The 14,079-nt window shown below is 35.5% G+C and carries 14 protein-coding genes and 1 pseudogene; 4 read left to right on the top strand and 11 right to left on the bottom strand.

Features of this window, described 5'->3' with window-relative positions; translation table 11 throughout:
• Positions 1–84: 84 nt before the first annotated feature.
• From E2636_RS15185 to E2636_RS19085, 6 genes and pseudogenes are all read right to left on the bottom strand, one after another.
• The gene (locus tag E2636_RS15185) at positions 85–3,177 is read right to left on the bottom strand and encodes an AAA family ATPase (RefSeq protein WP_134210963.1); all 3,093 of its coding nucleotides are present in this window, start codon (positions 3,175–3,177) and stop codon (positions 85–87) included.
• Positions 3,174–4,361 carry an exonuclease SbcCD subunit D gene (locus E2636_RS15190; protein WP_134210964.1) on the bottom strand — a complete coding sequence of 396 codons (1,188 nt, stop codon included), beginning with the start codon at positions 4,359–4,361 and terminating at the stop codon, positions 3,174–3,176. The genes E2636_RS15185 and E2636_RS15190 overlap by 4 nt, the downstream gene beginning before the upstream one ends.
• Positions 4,362–4,584: 223 nt before the next feature.
• On the bottom strand, positions 4,585–5,703 hold the full coding sequence (locus E2636_RS15195) for a DUF2812 domain-containing protein (RefSeq protein WP_134210965.1): 1,119 nt from the start codon (positions 5,701–5,703) through the stop codon (positions 4,585–4,587).
• Positions 5,700–6,029: a PadR family transcriptional regulator gene (locus tag E2636_RS15200; protein WP_208324088.1), complete on the bottom strand. Its 330-nt coding sequence runs from the start codon at positions 6,027–6,029 to the stop codon at positions 5,700–5,702. The genes E2636_RS15195 and E2636_RS15200 overlap by 4 nt, the downstream gene beginning before the upstream one ends.
• Before the next feature lie 121 nt (positions 6,030–6,150).
• Positions 6,151–6,372 (bottom strand): annotated as a pseudogene (locus E2636_RS15205) (catalase); the annotation flags it as partial.
• 65 nt (positions 6,373–6,437) lie between these two features.
• The gene (locus tag E2636_RS19085) at positions 6,438–6,584 is read right to left on the bottom strand and encodes a hypothetical protein (protein ID WP_166669543.1); all 147 of its coding nucleotides are present in this window, start codon (positions 6,582–6,584) and stop codon (positions 6,438–6,440) included.
• A gap of 159 nt (positions 6,585–6,743) precedes the next feature.
• Between E2636_RS19085 and E2636_RS15210 the strand changes: the two genes are divergently transcribed.
• Positions 6,744–7,370 (top strand): LysE family transporter, encoded by a 627-nt coding sequence (locus E2636_RS15210; RefSeq protein ID WP_134210966.1) that lies wholly within the window; start codon positions 6,744–6,746, stop codon positions 7,368–7,370.
• 44 nt (positions 7,371–7,414) lie between these two features.
• Entirely contained in the window at positions 7,415–8,731 is a 1,317-nt protein-coding gene (locus E2636_RS15215; RefSeq protein ID WP_407670257.1) for an MFS transporter, read from the top strand.
• A gap of 480 nt (positions 8,732–9,211) precedes the next feature.
• Here the strand turns inward: E2636_RS15215 and E2636_RS15220 are convergent, their stop codons facing one another.
• From E2636_RS15220 to E2636_RS15230, 3 genes are all read right to left on the bottom strand, one after another.
• The gene (locus E2636_RS15220; RefSeq protein WP_134210967.1) at positions 9,212–9,505 is read right to left on the bottom strand and encodes a YqhV family protein; all 294 of its coding nucleotides are present in this window, start codon (positions 9,503–9,505) and stop codon (positions 9,212–9,214) included.
• 246 nt (positions 9,506–9,751) lie between these two features.
• A complete protein-coding gene (locus E2636_RS15225; RefSeq protein WP_134210968.1) occupies positions 9,752–10,048 on the bottom strand; it encodes a DUF3817 domain-containing protein in 297 nt (98 codons plus the stop codon).
• Positions 10,049–10,147: 99 nt separating this feature from the next.
• The gene (locus E2636_RS15230) at positions 10,148–10,663 is read right to left on the bottom strand and encodes a GyrI-like domain-containing protein (protein WP_134210969.1); all 516 of its coding nucleotides are present in this window, start codon (positions 10,661–10,663) and stop codon (positions 10,148–10,150) included.
• 280 nt (positions 10,664–10,943) lie between these two features.
• On the opposite strand from E2636_RS15230, the gene E2636_RS15235 reads away from it, so the two are divergent.
• Together E2636_RS15235 and E2636_RS15245 are read left to right on the top strand one after the other, a co-directional pair.
• Positions 10,944–11,273: a CHY zinc finger protein gene (locus tag E2636_RS15235; RefSeq protein WP_134210970.1), complete on the top strand. Its 330-nt coding sequence runs from the start codon at positions 10,944–10,946 to the stop codon at positions 11,271–11,273.
• A 439-nt stretch (positions 11,274–11,712) separates the two neighbouring features.
• Entirely contained in the window at positions 11,713–11,994 is a 282-nt protein-coding gene (locus E2636_RS15245) for a hypothetical protein (RefSeq protein WP_134210971.1), read from the top strand.
• Between the two features lie 218 nt (positions 11,995–12,212).
• On the opposite strand, the gene E2636_RS15250 is transcribed toward E2636_RS15245, so the two are convergent.
• Positions 12,213–12,548, bottom strand: a complete 336-nt coding sequence (locus E2636_RS15250) for a hypothetical protein (protein WP_134210972.1) — start codon at positions 12,546–12,548, stop codon at positions 12,213–12,215.
• Between the two features lie 298 nt (positions 12,549–12,846).
• Positions 12,847–13,473 (bottom strand): DUF2238 domain-containing protein, encoded by a 627-nt coding sequence (locus tag E2636_RS15255; protein WP_134210973.1) that lies wholly within the window; start codon positions 13,471–13,473, stop codon positions 12,847–12,849.
• Positions 13,474–14,079 lie beyond the last annotated feature (606 nt).

Genomic DNA, 14,079 nt, shown 5'->3' on the forward strand with positions numbered 1-14,079 from the left:
TGTTATGCAAACCAAAGAATTTATTCAAGATATTTACTTCCTGACATTCTCAATAAAAGACATGTTTTTTTGTCATAGTTATTATCACTTAATAATAAATCTGGTCTCGCTGTAGCCTTCTTTTGATTTTGTCACTTCTAAAATCGCTGGAATGGCTGTTTTTAATTCTTGAACATGAGAAATGACACCAATCATACGGCCTGATTTTTGAAGATCAATCAGTGTATCAATTGATTTATTCAAGGATTCTTCATCCAATGATCCAAATCCTTCATCAATAAACATAGTATCGATGGAAACATTGCCTTGGAAGCTTTGAATGACATCTGCCATGCCTAGTGCCAGGCACAATGAAGCGTTAAATTTCTCTCCACCGGAAAGCGTTTTGACATCGCGTGTTTGACCGGTATAAGCATCATAGACGTCTAATCCTAATCCACTTTGTTTCCCTCTTGATTCTTGGCGTTCACTTCGAATTAAATGGAATTGTCCATTGGATAAGTTCTTTAATCGTTCATTTGCCGAAACAATGATTTGTTCGAGGTATTCAATCTGCAAGTATCGCTCAAATGAAATCTTCAAGCTATTTTGACCTCTAATCACATCATATAAGTCGGTTATTTGATTGAACTGTTGTTCTTTCACAATGGCTTTTTTGCTAGAGGCCATTATGTTAGTCACTAGATTACTCGCAGCTTTTTTGTAATCATTTGATTGATTGACTTCCTGTAAAGCTTTTTCATATACAAGCTTTAAAGTAGCTAGTTCGTTGTTCAGATCGTTTAAATCGACTTTCGTTTTGTTTGCAAGTTTTACTGCTAAGTCAGCTACTTGTTCAATCAGTGTATGTCGAGCTTGTTTGAATTCCATTATTTTCTCTTTTAATGAATCTCTCTCTGAATCTCTTAACTTAGCTTGTTGGTAAACTTCTTCTGATTCAAAATCCGAGGACTGGAGTGCAGTGCTAAATGCGACATCCGCTTTATCTTGTTTACCCTTTGTTTCTTGAAAAGCATGCTCAGTGTGAACTATGGTCAACACCGAAGAAGAATGTTGTTCTCTAACTTCTTGTCGTTGCTGTTGCACCGCTTTCCAAGCATTCTCGAGACTAATTTTCCGTTCATTTGACTCGCGAATTTGTTGTTCTAATTGCGATAAAATACGTACTTCGGTCGGAATCGATTGTAGCTTGTCTTCAAAAATCGCTTTGCTTTTTTCGTAAGTTGATTGCGCTTCTAGGTGAGTCTTCTCTATCTCAACTTTTTTACCTTCGAGCTCTTGCACCATTAAAGTTTGTTCTTGATGTTGTTGTTTTATTTTACGAAACTTTTCTTTATCTTTTCGCATTTGACTGACTTCAGCATCTAATTTTAATCGAGACCCGTCCAATGTTTTATAAACCTCATCAGCCTGTTCTTCACTAACACCGAATTTAGCTACCTCTTCACTTTTACTCGAGAGTTGCCCCATCACAGCGTTTTGTTTTGCTTTTGCATTTCGATAATCATTGTCCACTCGATTTAATGTCGATTTAACTTGTTCTAACTGTTCTTTAGAAGGAGCAACTGTTTGATCTTGTTCGTTCTTATTAGGATGCTCCACACTGCCACATACCGGACATGCTTCTCCGTCATGTAAATGAGCCGCTAATACGCGAGCTTGATTCTCAAACCACTCGTTTTCAAGCGTCTTGTACTGTGTTTGCACCGCATTACATTGTTGTTCTTTTTCATTTGTCTCAGCTTTTAATGCTAGCATCGATTGCTGAATTGCAAGAAACTCTTTTAACACCCTGCATTGCTCATGTAACTCGGTTAATTGTTGCAGATTATCATCATAAGTAATTAACTGATGATCAAGTCTATCCATATCCTGTTTCAACACAGTAACAGATTCATTTTTAGCGATTACTTGTTGCTCGATTTCCTGAAAGTTTGCAGTTAACTTGGCCACTTCACGTTGTAATACTTGTAACTCAGACTCTTTCGAAGTCATATCCTTCACAATTGGCAAGAAATCATTCAAACGGACGAGCGACTCGCTTAGTTTTTCACGAATTTCCTGCTTGTTCTCTTCTTCATTATATTGAAGGTTGACCTGTTCCAACTTCACCTTCGCTTTAGCCTCTGAAGTAACTGCTGCATTCCAAATCTGCTGCTTCTCAAGCACTTCTTTTTGAAGTTCTCTGTAGTGTCGTTCGATTCCTTCGATTACACTTGCACGCTCTGCTTTTTCAAGTTGCTTCTCTTTGCCTTCAAATAAAGGTAACTGCTCAGTCAAAGTGTGCAACTTCAGTTCTTTCGTTTCCCATTCATCAAAACGGTCATTTAAGCTTTTTGCTTGATGAAACTCAGCTGACTTGCTTGTGTGTTTCTGGTAAGCTTCTTCGTATTTAGAGTGATCTTGGCGGATTTTCTCTTCATAGTAAGTAGATTCTTCTTCTAATCCCGAAATGACTTGATGAATATTGTAGTTATCTTGAGCAAGCACCTCAAATATGGTAGATTCCCGTTTTGGAAACGATGTATCGATATTTTGAATGTAACTATTTGTCGTACGTTGCTCAATTTTCAGTTCTTCTTCAGCAAGTGTTTTCTTTTTCTTAAGACGTTCACTAATCATTTTATAGGACTCTGTTTTAAAGATTTTTCGCAAAATGTCTTCTTTATTTTCTGTCTCAGAAGTTAGTAATTTTCGAAATTCACCTTGCGGAAGCATGACAATTTGAATGAACTGATTTTGCGTTAGTCCAATAATCTCTTCGACTTTCACATTAATTTCTGAGACGATCTGTCGTTCAACACACGGAACTTCACGGTCTATTAGTTTTTCATAAAACTCATATTTTTCGCCGGTCGATCCTTTATTGCCTTTTTTCACATGTCCCATTTGGCGAAGGATGCGATACGTCCTATTATGAATTTCGAATTCTAGTTCTACAGCTGTATGGACATTGTCCTCTGCAAAGTCACTACGCATAATCCGTGATTCACTGCGGTCCGAGCCACTTGCCGACCCATAAAGTGCAAAGCAGATTCCATCAAAAATAGTTGTTTTTCCAGCTCCTGTGCTACCTGATATTACAAATAACTGGTTTCCCTGCAGCTCGTTAAAATCAATTGTTTCTGTATGTTTATAAGGACCAAAAGCGGTCATCTTTAAGGTGATGGGTCTCATATTTTTAGCCCTACTTTCTTATCAGGGCTTGTGATTTCCTGTTGCTCAAGTAAAAATTCTTGAAGTACTTCTTTAAAAATATTCTCTGTTTCCTCAGATGCCTGTACCCCTTTTACTTCTTCGTAGAAGGCGTTAAATAGCGCTAAGTCGTCCATTTTACGACGTGATCCTACCGTGCTTTCTTCAGTGTCCTTCTTAGCAGACACTAGTTTACGTTCTACGTGCATCGCATTTGGATAAACAGAACGTATCTTTTCCATTGGAAATAAAATCGGCGTTTCATCTAGCAGTTTTACAAACACATAATCGTCATTCATCTCTTGAAGTAAAATGTCTTCCATTTTTCCTTCAACCGTGCGAATATCCCGATTTGGTGTCAGTAAACGTTTTTCTATACTGACGTTTCCATGCTCGTCCATTTGAACAATATGGAATCCTTTTTGATGATGCTCTTCTGAAATAGAATATTTTAAGGGAGAGCCCGAATAGCGGACGGTCTCATTCAATACATAATGTGCTTGATGCAAATGCCCAAGTGCCGTGTAGTGAAAGTTTTTAAAATGTGATGCACTTACATACTCCGCACCACCAATTGCGAGCGGCCGTTCCGAATCACTCGTGTTCTCCTCTTCTTCCCCGTGAGGTGTCACAAAAGCGTGTCCTACTAACACATGTCTTTTAGAAGAATCCATTGTGGACTCAATATGTGCGACCATTTTCTTCATTGCATCATCATGCGTACGAATTTCTTCATCTTCTAATACATGACGAACTTGAGAAGGGTCAGCGTAAGGCACTAAATGGAAATGAACCTCACCAAACTCATCTTGAATCACAATTGGTTCCATATCCTTCTTTAGTTGACCCGTAATATAAAGACCATTCGATTTCATCATTCGGCTACCAAAATTCAAACGACCAGGGCTATCATGATTCCCAGAAACCGCGATGACTGGCGTTTTTAATTTCAAGACAATCGTTTCAAGTACCTCATCTAACAAATTTACAGCGTCTGTTGGAGGCACTGCTCTGTCGTATAAATCCCCCGCAATGATGACTGCATCTGGTTTTTCCTCAGCAATCGCTTCTGTAAATTGTTGCAACACAAATCGTTGTTCGTCTGTCATGGAAACACCTTGAACAAGCTTTCCTAAATGCCAATCGGCAGTGTGAAATATTTTCATAATGAGCTCCTCTCGTATTTATCCGGTCATGTATTTCAATAGATAATATCTTACTTATATATTACTATTATATGAAGCTAAATGAGATTTCCAAAATAAGTATAAGTATACATGATAACATCCTTGGAAGAAGGAATATGGTCATGTAAGGGGCTGCACACTTTTATTACACACAAAAAAACCATTTCTAATTCCAATAGAAACTAGAAATGGTTGTATTTAATTAATTCACTGAGCGCATTCTTATGGCATAATTGAACGTTTTAATCATGATCATTAGTGGAGACAGGAGCGAGATAATCATTGCCCACTCAATGAACGAATGGACATTCCAACCGACTTGTCGTTCGAATGATTGTCCCATCCATAAATAAATGAATATAATTGCAAGCGTGTACATAATCACTCCTGTACTTGCTAACAAAACTTTTCGAACTTGCGCTTTCTGCTCCGCATCATCATATGTAAATCTCGGGATATCTTCTCCCTCTGCATACTCTTGAGACCATAAAGAGTGCTTGGTCAACGAATACGGTGAAGTGAATTTCAGTTGCCATCCAGCACTTTTATGAATATCGGCATAAGACGGTGTCGTTTTGATTTGATAATCGCAAACAAAGGAAACATGACTTGGTGTTCCTTTTTCAAAAATGAAATTGGTACCGATTTTTCCTACTCGAATCAAATGGTTACCTTCAGCAGCCATTTCAGATAGCCATTTTTCCAACTTGTCTGGCTCATACATCCATGCAAATCTCCACTTTGTAAATGTTTTTCCTGACACTTCATTATCATCTACAGCAGAATTGAAGTATTTCCGTTCAAACGCCTTTAACTTAATTGCAGTAAAAATAGTAAGCACGAGAACGGATATTACCGACATGAAATAAACGGCTGTAATCCACCAGTAAGGACTTGGTTCAACAGAATTAATATCTGTTAGTAAGGTCCAGATTAGAAGAAACATCATAAGGAATGGCATTACACAGAACATTGCTAGCCCTGCCAGGACATAGAAGTGAATCCGGTTCCTCTTCAGAAGTCCTTCACGTGAAGGATATATGGAGACTCCTTTACTGTCGTTCTTCAAGAATCTCCAGTTGCCTGTATAGAATACCTCTTCCCAGTTTGATTCCATTATAACTTTAGACAAGGTTTTTCTGGATTTATCATAAACAACTTGAAATTGAACATCCTCAGCAGGACCTTGTTCAAATGTAAACATTCGAGTAAACCGATTGACGCTAATTAACCGATTCCCTTGCGATGAGAGATTCGATAACCAAGGCTCTGTCTTCTCGGTATCATAACTCCACAACGGTCTCCACTTCTTTGTCGTCATTTGAATTCCCCCTCATACATCAAAGCACTCGCATGCAATTCTTTTAATCTGTTTACCTCATGGCGCATTAATTCTTTTCCTACATCTGTAATCTCATAAATTGTTTTTCTCTTTTCATCTGCATAGACCGTTATAATTTCATCACGCTGCATTTTCGTTAATGTACCGTAAATTGTTCCCGATCCAAGAACTAGACGTCCCTTAGTTAATTCTTCTACATGTTTAATAATGCCGTAACCATGGCGGGGTATTGTTAAAGACAATAAAATATAGAATGCTGTCTCTGTCATTGGAATATATGTTTTTAATATTTTTTCGATTTTCAACTTTTTCACCACTTATTTATTACTATGTCACACCACGACCATATCACGTCGTGACATATACAGTCAATATAAATTAAGAATAATCAATCAGTAAATATCACGTAAATCCCTCCTCGATATTAATTCTCCATGCTGAAAATAAAAATGTAATCATATGGAGTGATTCTGGCGATTGTGACAAGAAGTCAAACATGCGCTCAGGATATGTAATAGTGGGTAAGGGATCAGGTTTAAACGATTAGGAAACTTTAGATGATCGCGAATAAAGAAGACTTTTAAATTATTACCGAACATTCCAGTTCCCATGTTCTCTATAAAGCTTAACCATGAAACCACTTGAATCACTTTAGACATTCTATATGTTGACCAACTTAAGAAGATATTAACGAAGGAAAAAGGAAATAGGGTTCAAACAATAATAGTTAATTTGAAAGAAATACGACTTAGACCAAAATAGGTAGGAGCTTCAAAGGATTGTTGCTGACTATCTTTAACAGGGATCACACCTGCAATAATTTGGTTGGTAGGATTAGGAAATGATCTCCGTTCATTCATAAAAAAATTTTGAACAAAATCAGCAAGTATACTCAGAAGAAATTGGGTGTGGTGTTTTGATTAATTTACCTTTTTATGATATTAAATTACGTTCATGAGTCGTACAAGTCAGAGCCCGCGAATAAAATGCAAAAACATCATTTTTTGGAGGGCTGTTTAATGAATTCAATTATTACATATATTTTCTTGGGTATTTCGTTAGCTGCACCACTTGGTCCTGTTAAAGCCATGCTTCTAAATACTGGGATTAAAAACGGTTTTTTTCATGCCTGGTTATTTAGTTTCGGTGCTTTAGCAACCGATATATTGTATATGGTTTTAGTTTATTTTGGTGTTGCACAGTTTATTGATACTCCTTTTATGAAAACACTCCTTTGGTCTTTTGGTTGTTTTGTTCTTACATATACGGGGATTGAAAACTTGCTCTCATTAAATAAAATAAATATAGACCTTAATTTCACTAAGTATCTTCGTCTTAGACATTCATTAATATCAGGGTTCTTAATGGCATTATTAAATCCAATTACTATTCTCTTTTGGTTAGGAATTTATGGTTCTATTCTCGTTAAGTCAACCGAAAGTGTTACAGGAATTCAAATAATTGTATCAAGCTTAGCTATCTTGGTTGGAATCATGTTATGGGATTTTATATTATCTTTTGTATCGGGTAAAGCTCGTAAATTTTTATCCACTAAACTTTTAAAAATGGTCTCTCTCCTCTCTTCAATTTCTATGATTGGATTTGGTATTTACTTTGGAGTTCAAGCCTATCACTCTCTATTTTAATTTTTCTACTTTTACTTTTACATAAAATAAAAATGAGCACTATTATGCATAAACAGGAAACGGAAGGAAACCATACTGATAGTTCAAAAACATACCCAGGATTAATCGAGGTGCATGATGTGGATAAAGCTGGTACAAAAAATAAAGTAAGTGTTTGGTGTCTTGTAAGTCTGGCTTCAATCCCTCTCGTTATGACACTAGGTAATTCAATGCTCATCCCAGTGTTGCCCATAATGGAAAAAAAGGTTGGGATTTCGTCTTTTCAATCAAGTATGATTATCACAAGCTATTCAGTAGCTGCAATTTTCCTAATACCCGTTGCGGGCTATTTATCAGACCGCTTAGGCAGGAAAGCTGTTATTCTACCTAGTTTAATTCTTGCTTTAATTGGGGGACTAATTGCTGGATTTGCTTCATGGAAGATGGAAGACCCATATACCTGGATTATTATTGGGCGAGTTTTGCAAGGGATTGGAGCATCAGGAGCTATGCCAATTGTTATGCCTCTTGTGGGGGATTTGTATAAAGATGATAATGTAAAAACAAGCTCCAGTTTAGGCGTTATAGAAACTTCAAACACGTTTGGAAAGGTACTAAGCCCAATCCTGGGATCCGTACTAGCCGCCTTTTTATGGTTTCTTCCCTTCTTCTCTATTTCTGCATTGAGTTTAATTTCAATTGCACTTATTTTTTTCTTTGTTAAAGTACCAAAGGAAAAAGAAGAACCAGTAAAGTTTAAACAGTTTTTAAGTAATACGAAGGAAATTTTCAAGGTCGATGGAAAGTGGTTATTTACTGTATTCCTTAATGGGATACTTGTGATGTTGATTTTATTCAGCACCTTATTTTTTTTGTCAGAAAACCTTGAAAAAGTTCATGATATAAAGGGGATTAAAAAAGGCTTTGTTTTAGCTGTCCCCCTATTATTCCTTTGTATCGCTTCTTTTATTACCGGTCGAAAAATTAAAGGGAGTTTGGCAACAATGAAAAAACTAATGATTTTTTGCTTAATTACATTGTCCTCAAGTGTTGTTTTTGTTGGCTATACAAGCAAAAAATTAATACTTCTATTAGTGGTCACAAGTATAGTGGGAATAGCTATTGGGGCATTATTGCCTGTGCTAGATGCCGTAATAACCGAAAATGTGGATAAGGAAGAAAGAGGTACCGTTTCTTCATTCTATAGCTCAGCACGATTTATTGGTGTGGCAGCAGGTCCTCCTATTATGTCGCTGGTAATGAAGAATTATCTTAATGTGAGTTATATTACCGCAGGTGTTATGGGGCTTATTCTACTGTTCATTGTCCTCAAGTTCATTAAAGTGAATGAAATTGAACACAAAAATAATAAGGCACAATAAGTGCTGGTTCTATTAATGATGGTCTAATGATTTAAGTTCAGTTGAAAAAGAATTTTCCAACCTGAGTCAATTTTGGTTTCAGGGACGCTCGGAAAAGACAGAGAGCCAAGTGGTGTTGTCACTTGGCTCTCTGTCTTTCTGCACGTTTACATCTGTCGTTTTACTACAACCCAAACTCATATTCGTGGACGAGAGAAAGAATTATTATTTATTACTATCAATATTGGGTCTCTTTCATTGAGGAACACTACAATAATTAGGAGATAATTGGTTAGTTGCCCCAGTCATGCTGAAAGTTGCCCCAGTCAAGACAATAGTTGCCCCAGTCAAACCTAAATTATAGGAAAGCACTTAAATTTGTGTACATTATTTACTAAAACACGTTAAAAGACCGAACAATAATTTCGTCTGTTCGATTTTGATCTATGTAGATTTAAATTTTCATGCTAGATCTCTTACTTATTCTTATTAAAACCTATTTTATTTAGCTTTCAAACTAAAAAGTATAAGTAAGATTCCACTAAAGAGACATATGATTCTTAACAAGGAGATTTTTTCAGTGAGACCATATAATCCAATACCTGTCGTAATGATCAACACAACTGGACCTACCAATGCAAGAAGAGAATTGATATACAAGGCTTTTTCTAGGTCATTTAGTTTAAACATCAATAACGCAGCCGATACCTCTATACTTCCTGAAAACAGTCTCAATATAACCATCAAAAGTAATGCCTTTTCAATAAGAATAGCCAACGCTTCACCCTCTATCATTCATTTTAAATAGTTTATTTAATATCCACTCCATGTAACAACACTAAATCAATTCATTTCAAGTTACAGTTTTTCATAACTACTTCCCATGATGCTCATCTTCATCAAATTATGTTCTTCTTATAGTGTATGTATTCTCTTATACTTTTATCAGTATGATGTATTTGATAAATAGCAAGTATCCCCTTTTCACATCAAATGATATGCACAAAAAAAACACCTCTAGGAAATGATTTCCTAAGGTGTTTACACTGTTTCTAGTTTTTGAAGTCGACGATCAAATAGTAAATTACCAAATGGTATGAAAGCAACGATAACCGCGATCACACTATAGAGAAATGGCCATTTCACAACAAAAGTCATATATGCAATGGCTAAACAATACGTTACAAATAAAAAGCCATGAATTGCCCCGACAACTGCTACTGCTTCTGGAAGACCAAAGAAATATTTTAAAGGCATTGCCAAAAATACCAAAATTAATAACGAGCTACCTTCTAATAATCCCATGAAACGAAACCGCTTAAGTGGTTTTTTAATCATATTATACCCTCCTACTTACTACATCACTTATTATAGAGAGCCTAAGGGTATGGTGTACAGTGAAATTATGACGTTATCTTATTTTTATTACCTTCATCTTCAATGAATTGTCACAGGTATGTGAACCATTTTCTTCTCCACAACCGGAATCCAGATTTCTGAACGATAGTCTTCCTTACTGGCATCGTCATTCGTATATACTTCCAATTCAGGTGAACCACTCGGACGAAATGCACTTGCTGGGAACCATTCACTGTAGATCTTTTCCCACATCGATTGCATCGCTTGCGGCATTGGACCTACTATGGCAAAAACGGCATACGTGGCAGCTGGTATGTCTAAGCGTTCATAACGATGTGGATTTTCTTCACCGTTATAAGCCGTCGCAATCCAATATTCCATTGTATTTTCAGCTGAATCCATCCCCCGGCAAACACCAAGCAACCCTTTCACTTCACCACTATTAAGTTCTACCAATTCATCATTTATTCCATTTTGATGAACCTCATCCCACATCTTTGGAATTTCAATTTTATTTTCTCCATTGTCACATGAGAATGTTCGTTTCACACCAATAATTCGAAACTCTGGTTTTTCTTTAATTCGCACCTGCATTAGTAACGCCCCTTTCAATTTCACAAAGATGACTAAACAAATTTATAATTAGTGGAGAAGATTATTCTACTGCAATATTGCACCTACCCGATGAATATCATTATCTTATATCTATTTCGACACAACAGCCTGTATATTCCTGCTCATTCCTCCATTACATGCGAAAATTATAAAATAAGTTATATAAACAGTTCAGTTGCCTCCACTAATACTCGTGACACACTAATCAAATTATGGTTAAATGACGTTAATCAATTTACTATAAAGGAGATTTTAATAGATGCTCATTCATGGACACCTAGTGAAAGGAAATGATATCGACAAAGAGACTCGTTGCTTACATTATCATACTGAAATCGATCGAATTGCCATCAAATTTTATTGTTGCGATACGTATTTTCCATGTTTTTCCTGTCATGAAGCTGAAGGTTGCGACACACCACAAGTCTGGCCAGTAGCTCAATTTCATAAAAAAGCCGTTTTGTGCGGTTCTTGCGGATATGAGCTTAGCGTAAATGAATATTTATCTTGTGAATCTTCATGTCCCTCATGCAAGAGTGCATTTAACCCAGGCTGCAGTCTCCATAAGCATTTATATTTTGAGGTTTAACAGGCATACCAATATGATTTAAATTAGCTCGCAAGAAAAATAGAAAAACCCAGTGAGAATTTATTTTGTCTCTGGGTTTATTTCATTAATATTCTCAACTCTCTAACGCCGCATCAACAAGCATTTTTGTATAGGGATGACGCGTTTCTGAAAAGCGATCTTCTGATAAAAATAAATCAACCAAGACGCCTTCTTTTATAACTGCTTTTCGTTCGTCTATCTCCTCAGATTAACAGTAGAATTCCTGCGCGTAGCCTTGCTAAAAATCTTGTGAAATACTACAACTACACGTTTCCCTCTCCCTAATAAACGCCTTTCTAACACATAAAAAAAGCCCTCTTAAAAAATTAAAAGGGCTCTTTTGGTAATTTTTTTTGTTGTTATTGTATTAATTCCCATTATCATGTAAATACTTCTTTTAAAAGGGGAGTTGAACACAATGCAAACTTATAACTCAATACCGTTTTGGAAGAACTCACAAATGGCAGTTACTCGTTTTCTAGATCGAATGGAATTTGTTTTAGAAATTACATATACCAGTAAACATGTCAATGTCAGTGTTCATTACAACTTAGAATTGGAATGTATTGAAGATATTTTATTAGATAATCAAGTTTCTGTATTCCGATACTATCAAAATAAAGGAATGTTATACGAAATCCACGAACATTTAAATTCTACTGATTTCAGCAAAACATTAGTGCCAGAATTTGCAAAGTAATTAAGAGAACTTTAATTTACTAAGATGCTTTCCACTATTAACAAAACCTATTAAGAGTATTAGAACTTGGCATTTTAGATTAAAACCACACAAGCAATTGCTTGTGTGGTTTATTGCGATGTATTGATTTTCCTCAATCATTAGTAATAAATATTGTGAGTGATCACCCATATCAGTGTAATAACGAATGAAATCCAATTTACAAATGCTTTTTCTATCTATTTCATTTTACGGATAGTTAATTGCTTAGTTTGAGGAATGACATTGATTTGATGATTACGTTTTGTATAAAAAACTGAAGCACCTTCTATCTCTCTTTTTTCCCACCCATTCACTTTAAGAACTATTTCATAGCCAAAGGGTATGCCTTTTTCTTCGGTTGCACGGGACCAATCATAGATTTTTGCATCCTCACTTTCTTGCAACAGTTCAGCACTTTTAGGTATTGGAAAGTTGTAAAAATCAGAAGAACGATAGGAAAAAAATGTAGACAAATATAAAGATCCTCCAACAACCAAAGTCATAGGTAAAAGCCAATTAACTACTCTCTTCATTTCACTCCCCCGTCCTATCTACTTTAAATTTATATAGTAAGGAACATTATTTCGAACGAATTTATCTTTCAATTAACTGCTTTTTCTTTAATTTTCAGGATTACTTCATTATATTCAGTAACTGTATCGATATAGACCTTCTCAGATTCTTTTAATATAATTTGATTTATTTGCTATGTATATTAAAATTCTTTTTATTCTGATTTATTAACTATTATATCACGGAAATCAAGTAAAGAGTCTTAAATTATTATGATTTGAGACTCTTTACTTGTTTTAAATTACACGAGTGAACATCTCATGAATCTCTTAGTTTTTTTAGCAATTTATCATGTTGTCTTGAAAAAATAAGTAACGCTATAATACTTCCTACTAAAGCAAATGTCATATCCCATTGTGCGTCCCAGATATCTCCTTGCATTCCTAAAAATTCTTTTGTCCCTTCTTCTCCATTCGTAAACTTAGTGCTCAACCATTCGATGATTTCATAAAATGCAGCCACGGCTAGCATAATACTAGTTGTGATGCTGAACAACCAAGCCCCTTTAGTTAGTTGTGTATTACGTATTAATATTTCTCTTACAACAATTGCACCTAAACCTTTTAGAAAATGACCAAAACGATCATAGTGATTTCGTTGTAAATCAAAAGTATTCTCAATCCAATTAAAAAGGGGAACATCATCGTAGGTGTAGTGACCTCCAATAAACGTAAGAATTGATAAAATGGCTACTATAAAGTATGAGAGTACAGTTAGACGAAACCTATTGTAAGTTACAATTGCAATGATTATTACAACAACGCTAGGACCAACTTCCGCAATCCATGTCAAATATTCTGCCGGCTTATAAGCTGACCATATTAAAACTATGGTAACAATCGTGAGTAGGGAAAGATTAATCTTTGAACTAGTACCTAAATCCACCGTTTTCACCCCTTCTGCCTAACAGTATGCGAAAAAACAGAATTTCTTAAACAGTAATCATATATAGAATTTTCATAGGAAATATCTCTTTCTCTTTTTTAGTAGCTGTTTTTTGGGAGCGACTCAAAAAAACTATTTTCTTAATTTAGAGATTTCCCAATACCGGACATAATCGACTTCCTTATTTTCTCTATTCCAACTTGGAGCATGATTTTTCCAACTTGAACCCCAAATTTTCCAACTGACCAATGGCTCACCAGAATATTCATTGAAGAAGCCAGAAATTAATCGTACCTTTTGAAAAAGGAACACTATTTTCTTCAATTCTCGAGAAGATCTCTTTAATATCTTAGTCATTCTCTTAAAATTTATATACTTTTGGATTCACAAGTAGTTTGTCAGTCGTTTCCTTTTTTTGATTCAACTTATTAAGTCTTCAACTTTGACCACAATTTTTTCTATATTTATTATGTTTAAATAGTAAAAAATTCACATTGACGTACCTATGAACGTTGATTTATTATATGATTACCGTCTATTTAGCGACAATTTTAAATTATCTACACAATTCATAAATAGAGGTTTTTGTGTGTCGAACTGCACGAT

It is taken from the genome of Paenisporosarcina antarctica, from assembly GCF_004367585.1.
In the GTDB taxonomy this organism is placed as follows: domain Bacteria; phylum Bacillota; class Bacilli; order Bacillales_A; family Planococcaceae; genus Paenisporosarcina; species Paenisporosarcina antarctica.